21 protein-coding genes are annotated in these 20,078 nt (G+C 71.4%); 14 read left to right on the top strand and 7 right to left on the bottom strand.

Going from position 1 to position 20,078, the window contains the following annotated elements:
* Window positions 1-37: 37 nt before the first annotated feature.
* Both mnmE and ACFOY6_RS18045 read right to left on the bottom strand, forming a co-directional pair.
* The gene (mnmE, locus tag ACFOY6_RS18050; RefSeq protein ID WP_379651843.1) at window positions 38-1,354 is read right to left on the bottom strand and encodes a tRNA uridine-5-carboxymethylaminomethyl(34) synthesis GTPase MnmE; all 1,317 of its coding nucleotides are present in this window, start codon (window positions 1,352-1,354) and stop codon (window positions 38-40) included.
* An 86-nt stretch (window positions 1,355-1,440) separates the two neighbouring features.
* Window positions 1,441-1,794: a (2Fe-2S) ferredoxin domain-containing protein gene (locus ACFOY6_RS18045; protein WP_379651842.1), complete on the bottom strand. Its 354-nt coding sequence runs from the start codon at window positions 1,792-1,794 to the stop codon at window positions 1,441-1,443.
* A 160-nt stretch (window positions 1,795-1,954) separates the two neighbouring features.
* On the opposite strand from ACFOY6_RS18045, the gene ACFOY6_RS18040 reads away from it, so the two are divergent.
* Window positions 1,955-2,425, top strand: coding sequence for a methylated-DNA--[protein]-cysteine S-methyltransferase (locus tag ACFOY6_RS18040; RefSeq protein WP_109515809.1), 471 nt, complete (start codon window positions 1,955-1,957; stop codon window positions 2,423-2,425).
* On the top strand, window positions 2,422-3,399 hold the full coding sequence (locus ACFOY6_RS18035) for a quinone oxidoreductase family protein (RefSeq protein ID WP_379651841.1): 978 nt from the start codon (window positions 2,422-2,424) through the stop codon (window positions 3,397-3,399). Before ACFOY6_RS18040 ends, ACFOY6_RS18035 begins: the two co-directional genes overlap by 4 nt.
* A gap of 37 nt (window positions 3,400-3,436) precedes the next feature.
* Here the strand turns inward: ACFOY6_RS18035 and ACFOY6_RS18030 are convergent, their stop codons facing one another.
* The 5 genes from ACFOY6_RS18030 to hemH all read right to left on the bottom strand — a co-directional run bounded on the left by ACFOY6_RS18030 (window position 3,437) and on the right by hemH (window position 8,189).
* The gene (locus tag ACFOY6_RS18030; protein WP_379651840.1) at window positions 3,437-4,195 is read right to left on the bottom strand and encodes a GNAT family N-acetyltransferase; all 759 of its coding nucleotides are present in this window, start codon (window positions 4,193-4,195) and stop codon (window positions 3,437-3,439) included.
* A gap of 241 nt (window positions 4,196-4,436) precedes the next feature.
* Window positions 4,437-5,711: a transcription termination factor Rho gene (gene rho / locus ACFOY6_RS18025; protein ID WP_109515806.1), complete on the bottom strand. Its 1,275-nt coding sequence runs from the start codon at window positions 5,709-5,711 to the stop codon at window positions 4,437-4,439.
* A 290-nt stretch (window positions 5,712-6,001) separates the two neighbouring features.
* The gene (gene hemJ / locus ACFOY6_RS18020) at window positions 6,002-6,454 is read right to left on the bottom strand and encodes a protoporphyrinogen oxidase HemJ (RefSeq protein ID WP_109515805.1); all 453 of its coding nucleotides are present in this window, start codon (window positions 6,452-6,454) and stop codon (window positions 6,002-6,004) included.
* Entirely contained in the window at window positions 6,454-7,116 is a 663-nt protein-coding gene (locus ACFOY6_RS18015; protein ID WP_379651839.1) for an HAD family hydrolase, read from the bottom strand. Before ACFOY6_RS18015 ends, hemJ begins: the two co-directional genes overlap by 1 nt.
* Window positions 7,116-8,189: a ferrochelatase gene (gene hemH, locus ACFOY6_RS18010; RefSeq protein ID WP_109515803.1), complete on the bottom strand. Its 1,074-nt coding sequence runs from the start codon at window positions 8,187-8,189 to the stop codon at window positions 7,116-7,118. The genes ACFOY6_RS18015 and hemH overlap by 1 nt, the downstream gene beginning before the upstream one ends.
* A gap of 182 nt (window positions 8,190-8,371) precedes the next feature.
* On the opposite strand from hemH, the gene ACFOY6_RS18005 reads away from it, so the two are divergent.
* The 12 genes from ACFOY6_RS18005 to ACFOY6_RS17950 all read left to right on the top strand — a co-directional run.
* Window positions 8,372-8,935 carry a nucleotide exchange factor GrpE gene (locus ACFOY6_RS18005; protein ID WP_245906111.1) on the top strand — a complete coding sequence of 188 codons (564 nt, stop codon included), beginning with the start codon at window positions 8,372-8,374 and terminating at the stop codon, window positions 8,933-8,935.
* Window positions 8,936-8,979: 44 nt separating this feature from the next.
* Window positions 8,980-9,597, top strand: a complete 618-nt coding sequence (locus tag ACFOY6_RS18000; protein WP_379651838.1) for a GNAT family N-acetyltransferase — start codon at window positions 8,980-8,982, stop codon at window positions 9,595-9,597.
* 67 nt (window positions 9,598-9,664) lie between these two features.
* Window positions 9,665-11,584 carry a molecular chaperone DnaK gene (gene dnaK, locus ACFOY6_RS17995; RefSeq protein WP_109515800.1) on the top strand — a complete coding sequence of 640 codons (1,920 nt, stop codon included), beginning with the start codon at window positions 9,665-9,667 and terminating at the stop codon, window positions 11,582-11,584.
* Between the two features lie 107 nt (window positions 11,585-11,691).
* The gene (gene dnaJ / locus ACFOY6_RS17990; RefSeq protein WP_109515799.1) at window positions 11,692-12,855 is read left to right on the top strand and encodes a molecular chaperone DnaJ; all 1,164 of its coding nucleotides are present in this window, start codon (window positions 11,692-11,694) and stop codon (window positions 12,853-12,855) included.
* A 68-nt stretch (window positions 12,856-12,923) separates the two neighbouring features.
* Window positions 12,924-13,664: a 4-hydroxy-tetrahydrodipicolinate reductase gene (gene dapB, locus ACFOY6_RS17985; protein WP_379651837.1), complete on the top strand. Its 741-nt coding sequence runs from the start codon at window positions 12,924-12,926 to the stop codon at window positions 13,662-13,664.
* Window positions 13,665-13,849: 185 nt separating this feature from the next.
* On the top strand, window positions 13,850-15,037 hold the full coding sequence (gene metK, locus ACFOY6_RS17980) for a methionine adenosyltransferase (protein WP_109515797.1): 1,188 nt from the start codon (window positions 13,850-13,852) through the stop codon (window positions 15,035-15,037).
* A gap of 106 nt (window positions 15,038-15,143) precedes the next feature.
* Window positions 15,144-15,836: a tRNA (guanine(46)-N(7))-methyltransferase TrmB gene (trmB, locus tag ACFOY6_RS17975; protein WP_379651836.1), complete on the top strand. Its 693-nt coding sequence runs from the start codon at window positions 15,144-15,146 to the stop codon at window positions 15,834-15,836.
* Window positions 15,837-15,938: 102 nt separating this feature from the next.
* Window positions 15,939-16,445: a hypothetical protein gene (locus tag ACFOY6_RS17970; protein WP_379651835.1), complete on the top strand. Its 507-nt coding sequence runs from the start codon at window positions 15,939-15,941 to the stop codon at window positions 16,443-16,445.
* A 166-nt stretch (window positions 16,446-16,611) separates the two neighbouring features.
* Window positions 16,612-17,193: a ribosome maturation factor RimP gene (rimP, locus tag ACFOY6_RS17965; protein WP_181378000.1), complete on the top strand. Its 582-nt coding sequence runs from the start codon at window positions 16,612-16,614 to the stop codon at window positions 17,191-17,193.
* A gap of 5 nt (window positions 17,194-17,198) precedes the next feature.
* Complete coding sequence (gene nusA, locus ACFOY6_RS17960; RefSeq protein WP_379651834.1) at window positions 17,199-18,755, top strand: transcription termination factor NusA; 1,557 nt, start codon at window positions 17,199-17,201, stop codon at window positions 18,753-18,755.
* A 34-nt stretch (window positions 18,756-18,789) separates the two neighbouring features.
* Window positions 18,790-19,407 (top strand): RNA-binding protein, encoded by a 618-nt coding sequence (locus ACFOY6_RS17955; RefSeq protein WP_109515958.1) that lies wholly within the window; start codon window positions 18,790-18,792, stop codon window positions 19,405-19,407.
* 123 nt (window positions 19,408-19,530) lie between these two features.
* Window positions 19,531-20,078: translation initiation factor IF-2 associated domain-containing protein (locus ACFOY6_RS17950; protein WP_379651833.1), on the top strand; the 548-nt coding region annotated here is incomplete at its 3' end.

Here is a 20,078-nt window from a genome sequence, read left to right as displayed (position 1 = left end):
GCCCCCGCCGGGCGAGGCGGCTGCAAAAAGCCGCCTGCTACTTGCCGATGCAGAAATCCCCGAACACCACGTCCAGCACCGCCTCCACCCCCACCCGGCCAGTCAGCCGTCCGAGCGCGCGCAGCGCGGCGCGCAGCGCCTCGGCCGCCAGTTCCGGCAGGGGGGCGCGAGTGGCCTCCTCGATCCAGGCCACCGCCTCGCCCAGCGCGGCGCGGTGGCGCGGCCGGGTCAGGCTGGCTTCCTCGGAAAGCCCGGCCCGCTCGGCCGCCACCGCCTCCAGTGCCGCCCGCAAGGCCGCCAGCCCCTCCCCGTCCCGCGCCGAGAGGGCGATGGGCGCCTGGCCGCCGATCGTGGCCGGCGCCGGCGCCAGATCGGTCTTGTTCGCCACCACCAGCGTGCCGGGGGCCAGCAGCGCCAGCGTCTCCGCATCGGGCGGCTGGTCGGCGGCAAAGACGGCGATCAGCAGGTCCGCCTCCTCCGCCCGCCGCCGGGCGCGGCGCACCCCCTCAGCCTCGATCTCGTCCGGCGTCTCGCGCAGCCCGGCGGTGTCGGCCAGCCAGACCGGCACGCCACCCAGCTCCAGCCGCACCTCCACGATGTCCCGCGTGGTGCCCGCACGGGCCGAGACGATGGCCGCCTCCCGCCCCGCCAGCGCGTTCAGCAGCGAGGACTTCCCGGCATTCGGCGCGCCGACGATGGCGCCCCACAGCCCCTCCCGCAGCCGCTCGCCGCGTCCGCCATCCGCCAGATGCGCGCCGATCTCGGCGGCCAGCGCCGCGCCTTCCCGCCGCACCTCCGCCTCCAGCGTGTTCGGCAGCCCATCCTCGGCGAACTCAATGGCCGCCTCCTGGTGCGCCAGCAGCCGCGTCAGCCGCTCTGCCCAGCCGGCGTAGCGCACGGCCAGGGCACCTCCCGCCTGCCGCAGCGCCTGCCGCCGCTGCGCCGCGGTCTCGGCGGCAATCAGGTCGGCGATGCCTTCCGCTTCCGTCAGGTCCATGCGGCCGTTGAGGAAGGCGCGGCGGGTGAACTCGCCCGGCTCGGCGGGGCGCGCGCCGCAGGCCAGCAGCGCCGCCGTCACCCCCTCCAGCACGGCGCGGCCGCCATGCAGGTGCAGCTCCGCCGCATCCTCGCCCGTGTAGGAACGCGGGCCGGGGAACCAGAGCACCAGCGCCTCGTCCAGCAGCTCGGCGCTCTCCGGGTGGCGCAGGCGGCGCAGGCTGGCCAAGCGCGGCGCGGGGCGGCCACCGGCGATCCGGTCGAGGATGGCGCCGCTGCCGGGGCCGGAGAGGCGCAGCAGCGAGACGGCCGCGCGGCCGCCGCCGGACGCCAGGGCGAAGATGGTGTCGAACGACATGGGTGCAGATATCTTTCAAGCGCGGCCAGGGGGCGCCGCCCCCTGGACCTCCGCCGGGGCGGCGACGGCCGCCCCGGGCCCCGCGGTCAGCCTTTGGCGACCACGTCCTTCTCGGTCAGCATCAGGCGGCGGGCGCGGCCGCCCTCGACCAGATGCGCCGCCAGGATCTCGTCGATGTCGGCCGTGGTCTCGGCCTTGTACCAGACGCCCTCGGGGTAGATGACGATGGCGGGGCCGAATTCGCAGCGGTCGAGGCACCCGGCCTGGTTCACCCGGATGCCGGGGATGCCAAGCTCCTTGGCGCGGGCCTTCATGTAGTCCTTCAGCTTCTCGCTGCCGCGCGCGGCGCAGGAGCCGCGGCGGTGCCCATCCGGGCGCAGGTTGCAGCAGACGAAGACATGCGCCTGGAAATAGGGGGGCGGATCGGAAAGGTCGTTCATCGGCGCGATTCCCTGAAGCCTGCCGGCCGGGGAGAAAGCCCCGCCGCCCGGCCCATTTAGGCAGCCCGGGCGGGGTCGGCCAAGGGGCCGGTCACGGTGGCGCCGCGCGGGTGCAGCCAGCCCTTGACGCTGCCGCCCACGCGTGTCGAATCGTACCCGCATGCCGCAGCTCTCACTCCTCTCCCCCCTCGGCGCGCTCACCCTGTCCGAGGAGGATGGGGCGATCGTGGCGCTCGACTGGGGCCGTGGCCGGGACCAGACGGAAACCCCCGTCCTCCTCGCCGCGCGCGACCAGCTCCAGGACTATTTCGACGGTCAGCGGATGGTCTTCGACCTTCCCCTGGCCCCGCATGGCAGCGCCTTCCAGCGGAGGGTCTGGGCCGCCCTGGCCGAGATCCCGCCCGGCGAGACGCGCAGCTACGCCGCCCTGGCCGCCGGCCTGGGCTCCGTGGCGCGGGCGGTCGGGCAGGCCAACGGCGCCAACCCGATTCCCATCATCATCCCCTGCCACCGCGTGGTCGGAGCCAACGGCGCGCTGGGCGGTTACTCCGGCGGCGAAGGCCCCGCCACCAAGCGCTACCTCCTGGACCTCGAACGACGCAGCCTGCGCCAGCAAGGAACCCTCCTATGAACCATGCCATCCGCATCCACGAACATGGCGGCCCCGAGAAGATGGTGTGGGAGGAAGTGCCCGTCCCCGCGCCGAAGCCCGACGAGGTGCTGGTCCGCCACGGCGCGGTGGGCCTGAACTACATCGACGTGTATTTCCGCACCGGCCTCTACAAGCTCCCCTCCCTCCCCGCCACGCTGGGCATGGAGGCGGCGGGGGTGGTCGAGGCGGTGGGCAGCGAGGTCTCCGGCCTCGTGGTGGGGGACCGCGTGGCCTATGCCATGGCGCCCATCGGCGCCTACTGCCAGGCCCGCACCATCAAGGCGGACCGCCTGGTGAAGCTGCCCGACGGCATCGACGACAAGACCGCCGCCGGCATGATGCTGCAGGGCATGACCGCCCAGTACCTGCTGCGCCGCACCTACCCCGTGAAGGCGGGCGAGACCATCCTGGTGCATGCCGCCGCCGGCGGCGTCGGGCTGATCATGTGCCAGTGGGCGAAGCAGCTCGGCTGCACCGTCATCGGCACCGTCTCCACGCCGGAGAAGGCCGAGCTCGCCCGCGCCCACGGCGCCGAGCATGTGCTCATCTCCGGCCAGGACGACCTGCCCGCGCGGGTGAAGGAGATCACCAACGGCGCCATGCTGCCCGTGGTCTATGACAGCGTCGGCAAGGACACCTTCATGGCCTCGCTGGACTGCCTCGCCCCGCTCGGCATGATGGTCTCCTACGGCAATGCCTCGGGCGCCGTGCCGCCGGTCGATATCGGCATCCTCGCCGCCAAGGGCTCGCTCTTCCTGACGCGCCCGACGCTGGCCACCTACACCGCCAAGCATGCCGACTTGGTGGCCACGGCGACCGATTTGTTCTCCGTCGTGCTGTCCGGCGCGGTGAAGATCGAGGTCAACCAGACCTACGCGCTGAAGGACGCGGCCGAGGCGCACCGCGCCCTGGAAGGGCGCCGGACCACCGGCAGCACGGTGTTCATCCCCTGAGGCAGAGCCCGCCGGCCCCGGCGGGCCGGCCTGCGGCTCAGCCGGGCAGGAAGTAGCGGTAGCGGTAGATCTCCCGCATCCCCAGCGCCTCGTACAGGCCCCGCGCCGCGGTGTTGGTGGCCGAGACCTGCAGCCAGCCCGTGGTGGCGCCCTGCGCCTGCCCCCAGGCCGCGCCGGCGGCCAGCAGCCGGCGTGCCATGCCCCGGCGGCGGAAGGCGGGCGCCGTGGCGATGTCGAAGAAGCCCAGCAGCCGCCCATCGGCCGCCACCTGCCCCGCCGCGGCGGCCTGGCCTTCCACGCGCAGCAGCAGCCAGGCGGCTGGCACCATCATCAACGCCGGCGCCTGCAGCTTCTCGGCCCGCCGCTTCTCCGTCTGGTATTCCGCCGTGGCCAGGACCGAGAGCCACTCCTCGGTCGGTGCCGGCAGCGCCTCCAGCGCGGCATCCCCGGCGGCGAAGCCCGCCAGCGGCCCCGCCATCACCAGCGACGCATCGGCCTCGCGGTAGCCGCGTTCCAGCAGCGCCTCCTCCAGCCCGGGCGGGTCGAGCGGCGTGGAGCGGAAGCGCGGGGTCATGCCGACGCGCCGGTAGGCGGCGGCGATGCGCTCCAGCCGCTCCGGAAGCCCGGCATCCTGCGAAGGGTCGATGGCGCTGGCCGCGTTGGCGCGCCCCGTGCCGCCCAGGAAGGCCCGCACCAGGAACGGCCCGTCGAACGCCGTGCGCAGCGCCGGCACGGCCGTGTGCGAGGCCCGCTCCAACTCCGCCACCGAGACACCCTGCCAGGACCTGCCCTGCATCCGCCCATCCCCTTCTGTCGGCCCGGCGCACCCTAGCGCCACGGGCGGAGAAGCGAGGCACGCAGTCCGCGAAGGGCAGAGGTCATAAAAAAGCCCGGGGGAATGAATTCCCCCGGACCCCCATCTTCCTTCTGTCAGGCTGCCGCAGGGGAGCCGAGGCGCGGGCCGCGACGCCGGGCCGGAGCGTCCCGGCGCAGCATTGCAATCCCGTCCTGGCCCTGACCGGCAGCTTGCAGAAAAGTCAGGTGTTCATGGCGTCGAAGAAGTCCTGGTTGGTCTTGCTGTACTTCAGCTTGTCCAGCAGGAATTCCATCGCATCCTGCGTGCCCATCGGGTTCAGGATACGCCGCAGCACCCACATCTTGGTCAGGGTGGCGCGGTCGATCAGCACCTCCTCCTTGCGCGTGCCGGACTTGGTGATGTCGATGGCGGGGAAGACGCGCTTGTCGGAGAGCTTGCGGTCGAGGATCAGCTCGGAGTTGCCGGTGCCCTTGAACTCCTCGAAGATCACCTCGTCCATGCGGCTGCCCGTGTCGATCAGGGCGGTCGCGATGATCGTCAGGCTGCCGCCTTCCTCGATGTTGCGGGCGGCACCGAAGAAGCGCTTCGGCCGCTGCAGGGCGTTGGCGTCCACGCCGCCGGTCAGCACCTTGCCCGAGGACGGCACCACCGAGTTGTAGGCGCGGCCAAGGCGGGTGATGGAGTCGAGCAGGATCACCACGTCCCGCTTGTGCTCGACCAGCCGCTTGGCCTTCTCCAGCACCATCTCCGTCACCTGCACGTGGCGGGTGGCCGGCTCGTCGAAGGTGGAGGCCACGACCTCGCCGCGCACGGTGCGGGCCATGTCGGTGACTTCCTCGGGCCGCTCATCGATCAGCAGGACGAGAAGAAAGACGTCGGGGTGGTTGGCGCTGATGCTGCGGGCGATGTTCTGCAGCATCACGGTCTTGCCGGTGCGCGGCGGCGCCACCACCAGCGCGCGCTGGCCCATGCCGATCGGCGCCACCAGGTCGATGACGCGCGGCGTGTAGTCCTTCTGGATGCCCTTCGCGACGCTCTCGAACTCCGGGTTCTCCATCTTCAGCCGGCGCGTCGGATAGAGCGGGGTGAGGTTGTCGAAGTTGATCCGGTGGCGCAGCGCCTCGGGCGGCTCGAAATTGACGGTGTTGACCTTCAGCAACGCGAAGTAGCGCTCCCCGTCCTTCGGCGCGCGGATCTGCCCCTCCACCGTGTCGCCGGTGCGCAGGCCGAAGCGGCGCACCTGGGCGGGGGAGACATAGATATCGTCCGGGCCGGGGAGGTAGTTGGACTGGGGGCTGCGCAGGAAGCCGAAGCCATCCGGCAGGATCTCCAGCGTGCCGTCGCCATGGATCGCCTGATCGTTCTCCGCCAGCTGCTTCAGGATCGCGAACATCATGTCCTGCTTGCGCAGGATGGATGCGTTCTCGATCTGCAGCGACTCGGCGAAAGCGAGCAGGTCGGCGGGGCTTTTGGCCTTGAGTTCAGAGAGGTGCATGGGTCGGACGCATTCCGTTCCGGCGGGGAGCAGTCGGGACATCTGCGGAGGGCGGGCAGCGCGGCCTGCCTGCGAGCCGTGGCCGCATGAGGAACGCGGCCGGCCATGTCCCGGATAAGGAGGGAGGGAGTCTCGGCGCCAGAACAGGCGAAACCCTGCGCTTAACGCCCTTGACGGGAAGTGCCGAAGGCTAGGTTCGCCCGCCGGACTCCGTCAATGGGCAAAGTAGACCACGCAGCGCGATTTTCAAGGCAGCCGGCGGCGATTTTCAGCGCCGCCTCGGCGGTGCCTCAGAACGGCTTCACGATCACCATGATGACGATGAGGATCAGCAGCACCGTCGGCACCTCGTTCATGGCGCGCCAGTAGCGCTCGGTGCGGTGCCGGGCATCGGCGACGAACGCCTTCCGGGCATAGGCCAGGTGGTGATGGAACCAGGTCATGCCCAGCAGCCCGGCCAGCTTGCCGTGCCACCACCCGGCCGACCAGTCCACCACCCCCGGCGTCAGCACCAGGGTCACGCCGAAGATCCAGGCCGAGATCATCGCCGGGTTCATGATGCCGCGCAGCAGGCGGCGCTCCATCACCTTGAACAGCTCGCTCTGCGCCGAGCCGGGTTCGGCGGGGGTGTGATAGACATAGAGCCGCGGCAGGTAGAACAGCCCCGCCATCCAGGCGAAGACCGAGAGCAGGTGCAGCGACTTGGTCCACGGGTACCAGCCGGCGAGGAAGCCCAGGTCCATCATGCCACTCCAAGCAGCGCCGGCAGCTCCGCCATGCTGCGGAAGGGCTCGGCCCCCTGGGCGCGCAGCATCGCCTCCGGCATGTCCCACACCAGCGCCAGCACGCGGCAGCCGGCGGCGCGGCCGGCGCGGATGCCGGGCAGGCTGTCCTCCACCACCACGCAATCCTCCGGCGCGGCGCCGCAGGAGAGGGCGGCGGCGCGGTAGATGTCGGGGTAGGGCTTCGGCCGGTCCACATCCTCGAAGGAGAAGACGCGCCCCTCGAAGGCCGCCGCCAGGTCGAGCCGACCCAGCTTCGCCGACAGCTCGGCGCGGGAGGAGTTGGAGGCGCAGGCCAGCGTCATCCCCGCCGCGCGCAGCGCCGCCACGGCGGCCTTGGCGCCCGGCACCGGCACCACGTCGCGCGCCATCCGCTCGGTCAGGCGGCGGGACATGCGGGCCGGCCAGTCATCCGGCACGGGGCCGAAGCGCTGCTCGATGATCGGCATCATGTCCGGCACGGCGCGGCCGAGGAAGATGTGCTGGCATTCCTCGGGCGAGACCGGCCAGCCGCGCTCCGTCAGCTCCTCGGCCACGACCATGGCGGCCAGCGCCTCGCTGTCGGCCAGCACGCCATCGCAGTCGAACAGGATGGCGGCGGGCCGGGAGGCGGCGGCGCGCATCACGCGGCGTCCCGGGCGCGGGCGTGCGGGCAGTCGCGGTGCACCTTGGGGCATTGCCGGGCGCCGGCGAAGGAGCAGAGCGCCCGGTTGCCGCCGCGCACCCGCCGCACCAGCCCGGCCAGCGAATCGATGAAGCCGGCATCGCTGTTCTGCGCCGGCACGCGGAAATAGCCGGGCAGGTGCAGCTTGTGGGCCAGCTCCTTGTACTCGACATCCAGCTCTACCAGCGTCTCGGAATGCTCCGAGACGAAGGCGATGGGGCTGACCAGCACCGCCACCTTGTCCTTCGCCGCGTGCTCCAGCGCCGTCTCCAGCGAGGGGCCGATCCATTTCTGCGGCGTGACGCGGGACTGGTAGCAGATGCCGCTGTCCAGCCCCTCGATGCCGAGCTGGCGCACCACCGCCTCCACCGTGCGCTCCACCTGCCACTGGTAGGGGTCGCCGCGCTTGACGATGCTCTCCGGCAGGCCGTGGGCGGAGAACAGCAGGCGCAGCCTCACCCCCTCCGGCAGCTCGGCGCGGGCGGAATCGTAGGCCGCGCGCACCATGGCGGCGGTGGAGCGGGCGAAATCCTCGTCCGAATGGAAGCAGCACAGCGCCTTGGTGGGCAGGTCCAGCCCCACCTTCGCGCAGGCTTCCTGCCAGTCCTCCATGGAGGAGCCGGTCGTGGTGGTGGAGAATTGCGGGTAGAGCGGCAGCAGCACCGCCTCCTCCGCGCCCCACGCCTTCACCGCCCGCGCCGCCTCCTCGGCGAAGGGGTGCCAGTAGCGCATGGCGATGAAGCAGCGCGCCTCCACCTCCGGCGCCAGGGCCCGCTCCAGCGCGGCGCCCTGCTCCTCCGTCAGCTCGCGCAGCGGGGACTTGCCGCCGAGGATGGCGTAGTTCTCGCTCGCCGCCTTGGTGCGGCGCGCGGCGATGAACTTCCCCAGCCAGGGCCGGATGAAGCCCGGCACCCGCAGGATGGCGGGGTCGGTGAACAGGTTCTCCAGGAAGGGCCGGACCGCTTCCGGCGCGTCCGGCCCACCGAGGTTGAAGAGGATGATGGCGACGCGGGGGCGGTGGGGTTCGGACATGGTTCCGGAAATGCCACGGAAGGGGGTTTGGTCAAGAGGCAGGCGGATGACAGGAGAGCGGAATCGGGCGATCGGGGCCAGGCATCCCGCAACCGTTCCTTGTCCCGGCGGGTCGGCTTCCCTAGTTGGAGGCCTGAAATGGCCTTGCAGGCGCTGACATGACTGAAAAGAATGATCCTGTGATGAACGACCAGACCCAGCCCGCGGAAACGCCGGCCGCCGAACAGCAGCAGACCCCCGCCCAGCCCGCCGACGCCATGGCGCGCCTCGCCGAGCTGGAGGCCGAGCTGGCGCAGGTGAAGGACCGCTGGCTGCGCTCCGAGGCGGAGATGCAGAACCTGCGCGCCCGCACCAAGCGCGAGGTGGAGGATGCCCGCGCCTATGCGGTGCAGAAATTCGCCCGCGACGTGGTGGAGGCCGCCGACAACCTCCGCCGCGGCCTGGAGGCGCTGCCCGCCCCCCGGGAGGACGAGGCCGAGCTGCTGACCAAGCTGCGCGGCGGCTTCGAAGGGGTGGAGCGGGCCTTCCTCGCCATCCTGGAGCGCAACGGCGTGGCCAAGCACGATGCCACCGGCAAGCCCTTCGACCCCGAGCTGCACCAGGCGATGGCGCAGCAGCCGCCGCCGGAAGGCGTGGCCGTGGGCACCGTCATCCAGGCCTGGACCCCGGCCTGGACGCTGAACGGCCGCCTGCTGAAGCCCGCCATGGTGGTGGTGGCCGGCGAGGGCGTCTCGGAAACCGCGTGAGCGGCGGAATAAGCGGCGGAATAAGCGGCGGAATAAGCGGCGGAATGAGCGGTGGACCGGGCGCCATGGCGCTGCGGCCCGTCGCCGCGGCCGAGCACCCTGCCCTGCTGGCCCTGAACAACCGGCACGCCGCGGCGGTGAACGCCCTCACGCCCGAGGCCTTCGCCGTCCAGTGCGCCGGCGCCCTGCTGGCGCTGGCCGCCTGGGAGGGGGAGCGGCTGCTCGGCTTCCTCCTGGCCTTCGGGCCGGAGACGCCGGAGCGCGGCCCCAACCACGCCTGGATGCGCGCCCGCCACCCGGAGGCCGCCTATGTCGACCGCGTGGTGGTGGACGCGGCGGCGCAGGGCCAGGGCCTCGGCCGCCGGCTCTACGCCGCGCTGGCCGCCCTGCCGGGCGTGGCGGCGCTGGGCTGCGAGGTGAACCTCGACCCGCCCAACCCGCAGAGCATGGCCTTCCACCGGCGGCTGGGCTTCCGCCCCATCGGCCAGGCGACGGACCCGCGCAACGGCAAGCGGGTGGAATACCTGCTCTGCTCCGCTGCACGTTTTTTGCGCAGCCCGGGCGAGTCGCCCTTGTCCGGGGCGGCGCGGCTCAATACATCGCAGTCACAACCGTCCGGCACCGCTTTCCCGCCCGGGCGGTCACCCCAACACCCCGCCTGATGAGAACAGGGGATGGGCGCGGCGCCAGAGACAGGGCCGCCCCCATCCGCCGCAAAGGAGAACTCGGATGAGCAAAGTCATCGGCATCGATCTCGGCACCACCAACAGCTGCGTCGCCATCATGGAAGGCGGCGATGTGAAGGTGCTGGAGAATTCCGAGGGCGCGCGTACCACCCCGTCCATGGTCGCCTTCGCCAAGAATGGCGAGCGGCTGGTGGGCCAGGCCGCGAAGCGCCAGGCGGTGACCAACCCGACCGACACGCTGTTCGCCGTGAAGCGCCTGATCGGGCGCCGCTTCGACGACAAGATGGTGCAGAAGGAAGCGGGCCTCGCCCCCTTCAAGATCATCCGCGCCGACAATGGCGATGCGTGGGTCGAGGCCGGCGGGCAGAAGCAGGCGCCGCAGCAGATCAGCGCCAACGTGCTGACCAAGATGAAGGAGACGGCCGAGGCCTATCTCGGCGAGAAGGTGACGCAGGCCGTCATCACCGTCCCCGCCTACTTCAACGACAGCCAGCGCCAGGCCACCAAGGAGGCGGGCGCCATCGCCGGCCTCGAGGTGCTGCGCATCATCAACGAGCCGACGGCCGCCGCCCTCGCCTACGGCATGGACAAGAAGGCCACCGGCACCATCGCGGTCTATGACCTCGGCGGCGGCACCTTCGACGTCTCGATCCTCGAGATCGGCGACGGCGTGTTCGAGGTGAAGTCCACCAACGGCGACACTTTCCTGGGCGGCGAGGATTTCGACCAGCGCGTCATCGACTACCTGGCGGACGAGTTCAAGAAGGAGAACGGCATCGACCTGCGCGGCGACAAGCTCGCCCTGCAGCGCCTGAAGGAGGCCGCCGAGAAGGCCAAGATCGAGCTGTCGAGCGCCAAGCAGACCGAGATCAACCTGCCCTTCATCACCGCCGACGCCACCGGGCCGAAGCACCTCGTGCTGCAGCTCTCCCGCGCCAAGCTGGAGAGCCTGGTGGACGACCTGGTGCAGCGGACGCTGGAGCCCTGCAAGCTGGCGCTGAAGGATGCCGGGCTGAACGCCGGCGAGATCGACGAGGTGATCCTGGTCGGCGGCATGACCCGCATGCCCAAGGTCATCGAGGCGGTGAAGACCTTCTTCGGCAAGGAGCCGGCCCGCAACGTCAACCCCGATGAGGTGGTCGCCATCGGCGCCGCCATCCAGGGCGGCGTGCTGAAGGGCGAGGTGAAGGACGTTCTTCTGCTCGACGTGACGCCGCTGTCGCTCGGCATCGAGACGCTGGGCGGCGTGTTCACCCGGCTGATCGACCGCAACACGACGATCCCGACCAAGAAGAGCCAGACCTTCTCCACCGCCGACGACAACCAGACCGCGGTCACCATCAAGGTGTTCCAGGGCGAGCGCGAGATGGCGGCGGACAACAAGCTGCTGGGCAATTTCGACCTGCAGGGCATCACCCCGGCTCCCCGTGGCGTGCCGCAGATCGAGGTCTCCTTCGACATCGACGCCAACGGCATCGTGTCGGTCAGCGCCAAGGACAAGGCGACGGGCAAGGAGCAGCAGATCAAGATCCAGGCCAAGTCCGGCCTGTCGGACGCCGACATCGAGCGCATGGTGAAGGACGCCGAGGCGAATGCCGAGGCCGACAAGAAGCGGCGCGAGGCGGTCGAGGCCAAGAACCAGCTCGAGGCGCTGATCCACACGACCGAGAAGTCGCTGAAGGACAACGCCGAGAAGGTGCCGGAGGCCGAGAAGGGCGAGGCCGAGGCTGCGCTGGCCGCGGCCCGCACGGCGCGCGAGGGCGACGACCTGGAGGCGATCAAGGCCGCCACGGAGCGCCTGGGCGCCGCCGCGATGAAGGTGGGCGAGGCCGTCTACAAGGCCGCCCCCGCCGAGGGCGCGGCCGAGGCCCAGGCCCAGCCTGGCGCGGAGACCAAGCCGGGCGAGAAGGTGGTGGACGCCGAGTTCGAGGATGTCGACCCCAGCAAGAAGAAGCCCAGCTGAGGCGCCCAGCGCTAGGGTGAATCAGCCGCGCTGAATCCACGGGCGCCCGGCTCCGACGAAGGGGTCGGGCGCATCGTCGTTCCGGAGCTTGGGGGACAGGCCGCACCATGGCCAAGAAGGACTACTACGAGACCCTGGGCGTGGCCCGGGGCGCGGGCGAGGATGAGCTGAAGAAGGCTTACCGCAAGCTCGCCATGAAATATCACCCGGACCGCAACCCGGGCGACAAGGCCGCCGAGACCTCCTTCAAGGAGGTGAACGAGGCCTATGACGTGCTGAAGGACGCCGAGAAGCGTGCCGCCTATGACCGCTTCGGCCATGCCGCCTTCGAGGGTGGCGGCGGCGGGCCCGGTGCCGGCGGCTTCGGCGGTGGCAACCCGTTCGGCGGCGGCGGCTTCGAGGACATCTTCGCCGAGATGTTCGGCCAGTTCGGCGGCGGCGCCGGGCGGCGCGGCGGCGGTGCGGCGGCCGGCCGCGGCGCCGACCTGCGCCACGCGGTGGACATCTCGCTGGAGGAGGCCTTCGCCGGCACGCGCACGACCATCCGCGTGCCCACCAGCGTGCAGTGCGACGCCTGCGACGGCACCGGCGCCGAGGGCAAGGCCAGCAGCGCGCAGCAGACCTGCACCACCTGTGCCGGCGCCGGCAAGGTGCGGGCGCAGCAGGGCTTCTTCCTGATCGAGCGCACCTGCCCCACCTGCGGCGGCACCGGGCGCGTCATCAAGAACCCCTGCAAGGTCTGCCAGGGCGCCGGCCGCGTGCAGCGCGAGCGGACGCTGAACGTCACCATCCCGGCCGGGGTGGAGGACGGCACGCGCATCCGCCTCTCGGGCGAGGGGGAGGCCGGGCTGCGCGGCGCCCCGGCGGGCGATCTCTACGTGGACATCGCCGTCCGCCCGCACGCGCTGTTCCAGCGCGACGGCGCCAACATCTTCGTCCGGGTGCCGCTGCGCATGACGCAGGCGGCGCTGGGCGGCGCGGTGGAGGTGCCGACCATCGATGGCGGGCGCTCCCGCGTCACCATCCCCGCCGGCACCCAGACGGGCGACCAGTTCCGCCTGCGCGGCAAGGGCTTCTCCGTGCTGCGCTCGGCGGCGCGGGGGGACATGTATGTGCAGGTGGCGGTCGAGACGCCGCAGAACCTCACCGCCCGCCAGCGCGAGCTGCTGGAGCAGTTCGAGGGCGAGGTGGGGCAGAACGGCAATTCCTCGCCCGAGAGCGAAGGCTTCTTCGCCAAGGTGAAGGATTTCTGGGACGGGCTGGGGCGGTAGAACAGCCGCCGCGCCGGGCGGAGGCACCCCCTCCCCCGGCAACCACCCTTCGTTTCACGGGAAACAGCATGACGCTCCGCATCGGCATCGCCGGCCTCTCGGGCCGCATGGGCACGCTTCTCGCCGAGGAGGTGGCGGCCGCCGGCGCCACCCTGGCCGGCGGCACCGGCCGCGGCGACGATGCCGATGCCCTGTTCGCGCAGAGCCAGGTGGTGATCGACTTCACCAACGCCGCCACGGCCGAGGCGCATGCGGCGCTGGCGGCGCGGCATGGCAAGCCGCTCATCCTCGGCTCCTCCGGCCTCTCGGCGGCGCAGGAGGCGGCGGTGGCCGCGGCGGCGGAGTCCGTGCCGGTGGTCTATGCCGCCAACTTCTCCCCCGGCGTGGCGCTGCTCTTTGCCATGGCCGAGCGCATGGCCGCCGCCCTGCCGCCCGAGCAATACGACGCCGAGATCGTCGAGATGCACCACCGGCAGAAGGTGGACGCCCCCTCCGGCACCGCCATCGGCCTCGGCCGCGCCGTGGCGCGCGGGCGCGGCAAGACACTGGAGGAGGTCGGCATGGAGAGCGGCCGGGACGGGCATACCGGCCCCCGCGCCACCGGCCCCATCGGCTTCGCCGCGCTGCGCGGCGGGCAGGTGGTGGGCGAGCACACCCTGCTCTTCGCCGCCGGCAGCGAGCACATCGCCCTCACCCACCGCAGCTTCGACCGGCGCGTCTATGCCACCGGCGCGGTGCGGGCGGCGCTGTGGGCGGCGCGGCAGCCGGCCGGCCTCTACGACATGAAGCACGTGCTCGGGATGGGCTGAAGGCAGCGCGCGGCGGGGGCGGCAGCCCCCTGCGCGTGACGCCGCGATGAAACGCGGCACTGCGATGCCCCTTCCTCCCTTGACCCCCCGTGCGGCGCTTGCGACACAGCGCGCGCCGCGATTCCGCGGGGGATAGCCAGGCCGGGGCGAGCCGGTCGCCATCGCGACAAGAGGACGATAAGGCCATGCGCGACAAGGGCGAATATCTGTTCACCTCGGAGTCCGTCTCCGAAGGCCACCCCGACAAGGTTGCCGACCGCATCAGCGACACGGTGCTGGACGCCTTCCTGGAAGCCGACCCGTATGCCCGCGTGGCCTGCGAGACGCTGGTCACCACCAACCGCATCATCCTGGCCGGCGAGACGCGCGGCCCGGCGAGCGTGACGCCCGAGCTGCTGATGCACCTCGCGCGCATGGCGGTGCATGACATCGGCTACGACCAGGAAGGCTTCTCCTGGAAGAACGCCGAGATCGCCTGCCACCTGCACGCCCAGTCCGCGCACATCGCCCAGGGCGTCGACGCCTCCGGCGAGAAGGACGAGGGCGCCGGCGACCAGGGCATCATGTTCGGCTATGCCTGCACCGAGACGCCGGACCTGATGCCGGCGCCGCTCTACTACGCGCACCTGATCCTGCGCCGCATCGCCGAGCGCCGCCGCACCAACGACAAGTCGGTGCGCGGCCTGCTGCCGGATGCCAAGTCCCAGGTGACGCTGCGCTACGTGGACGGCAAGCCGGTCGGCGTCGCCTCGGTGGTGGTCTCGACCCAGCACGAGGAGGGCATGACCCAGGCGCAGGTGCGCGATCTGGTCCGCCCGATCGTGGTGAGCAGCCTGCCTGAGGGCTGGAGCGTGCCGGAGGACGAGTTCTACGTGAACCCGACCGGCACCTTCGTCATCGGCGGCCCGGACGGCGATTGCGGCCTGACCGGGCGCAAGATCATCGTCGACACCTATGGCGGTGCCGCGCCGCATGGCGGCGGCGCCTTCTCGGGCAAGGACCCGACCAAGGTGGACCGCTCGGCCGCCTATGCCTGCCGCTACCTCGCCAAGAACGTGGTCGCCGCCGGCCTGGCCGAGAAGTGCACCATCCAGGTCTCCTACGCCATCGGCGTGGCCAAGCCGCTCTCGGTGTATTTCGACCTGCACGGCACGGGGCGCGACGTCGACGAGGTGAAGCTGGCCAAGGTCGTCAACGACATGGTCAATCTCTCCCCCCGCGGCATCCGCGAGCATCTGCACCTGAACCGCGCCATCTATGCGCCGACCTCGGCCTATGGCCATTTCGGCCGCACGCCGGACCCGGAGAAGGGCACCTTCACCTGGGAGAAGACCGACCTGGCCGCCGAGCTGAAGCGCGCCTTCGGCCGCTGAGCTGCCTTCGCGGCGGGAGGGGCAGGTCCCCTCCCGCCCGCGCCCGCCTTCCGCGTGGCGCCGTCCCGGGGAAGTTTTCCCCTGAATCCACACGGTTTTCCCCAGCATGAGCGAAGCGCCGCCCCCCGTTCCCGACCGGCTCTACGGGCGCCGCCGCGGCCACCCGCTGCGCCAGCGCCAGCAGCGCCTGATGGACGTCACGCTGCCCCGCCTCGCCCTCGACCCGGCCGACCCGCTGGCGGCCTTCCCGGTGCGCCCACAGGAGCTGTGGCTGGAGGTGGGCTTCGGCGGCGGCGAGCACGCGCTGGCGCAGATCGAGGCCAACCCCCAGGCCGGGCTGATCGCGGCCGAGGTGTTCGAGAACGGCATCTGCTCGCTGCTGACGCGGCTGGTGCCGGAGGAGCAGGAGGCCACCGCGCCGCTGCCGCCCAACCTGCGCCTCTGGACGGAGGATGCGCGCCGCCTGCTGCGCACCCTGCCCGAGGCCAGCCTCTCCCGCCTGTTCCTGATGTTCCCCGACCCCTGGCCGAAGGCGCGCCACGCCAAGCGCCGCTTCGTCCACCCCAGCATCATCCCGGTGCTGGCGCGGGCGATCCGCCCGGGCGGCGAATGGCGCATCGCCACCGACGACCCGACCTACCAGGAATGGGTGGTGGAGGTGATGGGCGCGCAGGATGCCTTCACCCGCGTCTCGCTCGAGCTGAGCCGCCCCGAGGGCTGGCCCGGCACGCGCTACGAGGCCAAGGCGCTGCGCGAGGGCCGTCAGCCCATGTACTGGGTGTGGCGCCGCCAGGGTTAAGCTACCGTGCGTTGCAGGGCCGCCACGGTGCCGCGGCTCTTTTTGTATCCCTGAACAAGGGAATTGACGTGACCTCACCGCTCACGACAACGTGCGGTGGTGATGCTGCAACTTTCCCCCGACCCCGAGCATGAAGCTGGCCGTCGTGGCGCGGAGGCCCTGGCCGCCGAGCGGGGGGGGAATCTGCCCTGGTGCGGGCCGGCGGCCGTCGCCCTGGCCTCGGGGTGCAGCTACGCCGAGGCCTGCGCCCTGCTGCGTGCCGCCTCTCCCCCGCACTATCCGGCCACGGGCGAGATCGTCACCGCCTACTGGCGGGACGTGGTGGCGGCGCTCGGCATGGCCCGGGTGCGCTGCACGCCGCTTCCCCTCTCCGCCCTCCCCTTCTCCCGCCGCCCCACCCTGATCGGCTTGGCGCGGCGCGGCGGGCTGGAGGAAGGCCTCTACCTCGTGCGGGTGACCGGCCATTTCCTGCTGCTGCGGCTGCATGGCTTCGGCCTGGCGCAGGTGCACGACAACCGCCTGTCCGGCGCCGTGCTCTCCGTCTGCACGCATGGTCTCTGCCGCGTGACGCATGTGGCGCGGCTGGAGCGGGCGCTGCCGCAGGGCTGACCGGCGCCGGCCCCCGGCCCCCGGCCCCCGGCCCGGACCTTGCCGGGGCAAGCCGGGCGAAGCGCGGGTTTTCTTGTATTTACCGGCACACAGGATTATATGAGGCGCAGAACATCTTCGCTGCACAGTCAGGGGGGTGGCCTTAGCGGGCCGCCTTTTTTGTTTTTTGGAAGACGATCTGCCACAGAATGAGGGCCTTGAGGCCCGCATTGCCGCCACCATCCAGCCGACGCTGTCGGCGATGGGCTACGAGATCGTGCGCGTGCAGATCCAGGGCAAGCAGACTCCCACCGTCCAGATCATGGCCGACCGCACGGACGGCCGGCCGATCGGGGTGGGGGACTGCGAGGCGATCAGCCATGCCGCCGGCGCCGTGCTGGACGTGGACGACCCCTTCACCGGCGAGTGGAACCTCGAGGTTTCCTCGCCCGGAATCGACCGCCCGCTGACCCGCACCAGGGACTGGCAGCGCTTCGCCGGCCATGTGGCGACGGTGGAGATGAGCATTCCCTTCGAGGGTCGGCGCCGCTTCCGCGGCATCGCGCTGGGCGCGGACGAGGCGGTGGTGCGGCTGCGGCTGGAGGATGGCGCCGAGGTGGCGCTGCCCCGGGCCGACATGCGCCGCGCCAAGCTGGTGCTGACCGATGAACTGATCGCTGCCACCGCGGCCGAGGCCGCCCGGTTCCGGGAGGCGGAGGACGACTCCGACGAGGAACCCGGCCGCCCGCCCCACGCCAGGAGGAACTGAGGACCATGGCCGCAGACGTTGCCATTGCCCGCCCGGAGCTGCTGCAGGTCGCCGAGGCCGTCGCCCGCGAGAAGATGATCGAGCGCGACGAGGTGCTGGAGGCGATGGAGCAGGCCATCCAGAAGGCCGGCCGCGCCAAGTACGGGCACGAGAAGGACATCCGCGCCGTCATCGACCGCCGCTCCGGCGAGGTGAAGCTCTCCCGCTGGACCGAGGTGGTGGAGCAGGAGCCGGTCGAGAACGAGGCGACCCAGATCCCGCTGCGCATCGCGCAGAAGATCAGGCCCGGCATCGCGGTGGGCGAGTTCATCGTCGACCCCCTGCCGCCGATCGATTTCGGCCGCATCGCCGCGCAGACCGCCAAGCAGGTGATCGTGCAGCGGGTGCGCGAGGTGGAGCGCGGCAAGCAGTTCAACGAGTACAAGGACCGCGTGGGCGAGATCGTCAACGGCGTGGTCAAGCGCACCGAGTACGGCAACCTGATGGTCGATCTCGGCCGTGCCGAGGCCCTGCTGCGGCGCGACGAGACCATCCCGCGCGAGGCCTTCCGCAACGGCGACCGCGTGCGCGCCTACATCTACGACGTGCGCGAGGAGCCGCGCGGACCGCAGATCTTCCTGTCGCGTACGCATCCCGGCTTCCTGGCCAAGCTGTTCGCCCAGGAAGTGCCGGAGATCTACGACGGCATCATCGAGATCAAGGCCGTGGCCCGCGACCCGGGCAGCCGCGCCAAGATGGCGGTGATCAGCCGCGACTCGAGCATCGACCCGGTCGGCGCCTGCGTCGGCATGCGCGGCAGCCGCGTGCAGGCGGTGGTGGCCGAGCTGCAGGGCGAGAAGATCGACATCATCCCCTGGTCCCCCGACAACCCCACCTTCGTGGTGAACGCCCTGGCCCCGGCCGAGGTCTCCAAGGTGGTGATGGACGACGACAGCAAGCGGGTTGAAGTCGTCGTGCCGGATGACCAGCTTTCCCTCGCGATCGGGCGCCGCGGCCAGAATGTCCGCCTTGCCTCCCAGCTGACGCGCTGGGACATCGACATCCTTACCGAGGCCGAGGAAAGCGAGCGCCGGCAGGAGGAGTTCCGCAAGCGGACCGGCCTGTTCGTCGAGGCGCTGGACGTGGACGACGTCATCGCCGGCCTGCTGGTGACCGAGGGTTTCGGCTCCGCCGAGGAGCTGGTGGACGTGCCGGACGAGGATCTCGCCGGCATCGAGGGCTTCGACGAGAACGTGGCCGCCGAGCTGAAGCGCCGCGCCCAGGGCTTCCTGGACCGGCGCGACGAGCAGCTCGACGAGAAGCGCCGCGCCCTCGGCGTCGAGGACGCGGTGGCCGAGGCGGGTGGGTTCAGCCCCGCCATGCTGGTGACTCTGGGCGAGAAGGGCGTGAAGTCGCTCGACGACCTGGCCGACCTGGCAGCCGATGAGCTGATCGAGATCCTCGGCGCCGAGGCTGTGGACGAGGAAACGGCGAACGCCATCATCATGGCCGCGCGCGAGCACTGGTTCGCGTCGGAAGAGAAGGGCAGCGCCGAGGAGAAGGGTGACGACCAGCAATCCTGATACCGTGCCGGCCCCGCGCCCCGAGGATGTCTCCCTGGAGACCGCCGAGGGGGAAGGGCCTGAGCCGGAACTGAAAGGCCCGCTGCGCCGCTGTATCGTGACGCGGGAGAGCCTGCCCAAGGAAGCGATGATCCGCTTCGTGCTGGGGCCGGACCGGCAGGTCGTGCCCGATCTCGCCGGGCGGCTGCCCGGGCGGGGAATGTGGTTGAGCGCGCGGGCCGATGTGCTAGAACGCGGCCTGACCAAGGGCGCCTTCTCGAGGGCGGCCCGCGGGCAGGTGCAATTGCCCCCCGACCTTCGCGCCCGGATTGAGACTGGCCTCAAGGTTCGCATCCGCGACCAGGTGGGGCTTGCGCGCAGGGCCGGACAGGCCGTGAGCGGCTTCCAGCAGGTGCGCGAATGGCTGAAGGCCGGACGGGCCGCCGCGCTGGTCGAGGCGAGTGACGGCAGCCCCGCCGAGCGGGCGAGGCTGATGGGAAGCCGCAAGGCTCCCTTGATTGATGTTCTGACGGCAAAGGAATTGGGCGCGGTGTTCGGACGGGATCATGCGGTACACGTGGCGATAGCCCCCGGACGGATCGCCGACATGTTGGTGCAGGAGGCGGGCCGTCTGGCCGCCGTCTCCGGTATCGCGAACGGAGCGGGGACGTGAGCCCGGCAACGGCTCGCGATAGGATTGATGGCACAAGACGGATCGGGTTCAGGCGAACGAATGAGCGACCAGAATGAACAGGATGCTGCCAAGGGCCGGCTGAGCCTTCGGCCCAGCGGTCTCATGGACCGTGGGAAGACCGAGGCTGCCGGGACTGTGCGGCAGTCCTTCAGCCATGGTCGCGGCAAGACCGTGCAGGTTGAAGTGGTGAAGAAGCGCGCCGGTGGCCCGCCCGCGCCGGGCGCCAAGCCCGCCGGCGGCCCGCAGCAGGCCAGCGGCCCCCGCCCGGCGGGCGGCCCGCAGCGCGCCAGCGGCCCCGTCAACCGGGGCGGCAGCGGCCCGGCCACCGGCCGGCCGCTGACCCAGGCCGAGCAGGCGAACCGCCTGCGCGTGCTGGAGGAGATGCGCCGCCAGGAGGCCCAGCGCCAGCGCGAGGAGCGCGAGCGCCAGGCCCTGATGGTGCGCAGCGCCGCCGAGGAAGCCGCCCGCAAGGCGGAAGAGGACCGCCGCGCCGCCGAGGAGGCCGCGCTGCGCGCCGAGCAGGAAGCGCGCGAGAAGATCGAGGCCGAGGCCCGCCGCAAGGTGGAGGAGGAGGCCCGCCGCAACGCGCCGCAGCCCGCCGCCGCCGCGCGTCCGGCCGCCGCGCCGTGCAGCGCGCGCCCGCTTTGGCC

The organism is Teichococcus aestuarii (assembly GCF_042651065.1).
In the GTDB taxonomy this organism is placed as follows: Bacteria; Pseudomonadota; Alphaproteobacteria; order Acetobacterales; family Acetobacteraceae; genus Pseudoroseomonas; species Pseudoroseomonas aestuarii.
Note: the sequence above shows the minus strand (reverse complement) of the source record. Positions and strands in the feature narration are given on the sequence as shown.

Bases quoted from the DNA above. Each gene is read 5' to 3' on its own strand.
- hemH (WP_109515803.1), bottom strand. From the start codon at position 8,189: ATGTCCGAACCCCACCGCCCCCGCGTCGCCATCATCCTCTTCAACCTC.
- rho (WP_109515806.1), bottom strand. From the start codon at position 5,711: ATGCACCTCTCTGAACTCAAGGCCAAAAGCCCCGCCGACCTGCTCGCT.
- ACFOY6_RS18045 (WP_379651842.1), bottom strand. From the start codon at position 1,794: ATGAACGACCTTTCCGATCCGCCCCCCTATTTCCAGGCGCATGTCTTC.
- ACFOY6_RS18030 (WP_379651840.1), bottom strand. From the start codon at position 4,195: ATGCAGGGCAGGTCCTGGCAGGGTGTCTCGGTGGCGGAGTTGGAGCGG.
- nusA (WP_379651834.1), top strand. From the start codon at position 17,199: ATGGCCGCAGACGTTGCCATTGCCCGCCCGGAGCTGCTGCAGGTCGCC.
- ACFOY6_RS18035 (WP_379651841.1), top strand. From the start codon at position 2,422: ATGAACCATGCCATCCGCATCCACGAACATGGCGGCCCCGAGAAGATG.
- ACFOY6_RS18040 (WP_109515809.1), top strand. From the start codon at position 1,955: ATGCCGCAGCTCTCACTCCTCTCCCCCCTCGGCGCGCTCACCCTGTCC.
- dnaK (WP_109515800.1), top strand. From the start codon at position 9,665: ATGAGCAAAGTCATCGGCATCGATCTCGGCACCACCAACAGCTGCGTC.
- dapB (WP_379651837.1), top strand. From the start codon at position 12,924: ATGACGCTCCGCATCGGCATCGCCGGCCTCTCGGGCCGCATGGGCACG.
- dnaJ (WP_109515799.1), top strand. From the start codon at position 11,692: ATGGCCAAGAAGGACTACTACGAGACCCTGGGCGTGGCCCGGGGCGCG.
- hemJ (WP_109515805.1), bottom strand. From the start codon at position 6,454: ATGGACCTGGGCTTCCTCGCCGGCTGGTACCCGTGGACCAAGTCGCTG.
- ACFOY6_RS18005 (WP_245906111.1), top strand. From the start codon at position 8,372: ATGAACGACCAGACCCAGCCCGCGGAAACGCCGGCCGCCGAACAGCAG.
- ACFOY6_RS18015 (WP_379651839.1), bottom strand. From the start codon at position 7,116: ATGCGCGCCGCCGCCTCCCGGCCCGCCGCCATCCTGTTCGACTGCGAT.
- mnmE (WP_379651843.1), bottom strand. From the start codon at position 1,354: ATGTCGTTCGACACCATCTTCGCCCTGGCGTCCGGCGGCGGCCGCGCG.
- ACFOY6_RS17970 (WP_379651835.1), top strand. From the start codon at position 15,939: ATGCTGCAACTTTCCCCCGACCCCGAGCATGAAGCTGGCCGTCGTGGC.
- trmB (WP_379651836.1), top strand. From the start codon at position 15,144: ATGAGCGAAGCGCCGCCCCCCGTTCCCGACCGGCTCTACGGGCGCCGC.
- ACFOY6_RS18000 (WP_379651838.1), top strand. From the start codon at position 8,980: ATGAGCGGTGGACCGGGCGCCATGGCGCTGCGGCCCGTCGCCGCGGCC.
- metK (WP_109515797.1), top strand. From the start codon at position 13,850: ATGCGCGACAAGGGCGAATATCTGTTCACCTCGGAGTCCGTCTCCGAA.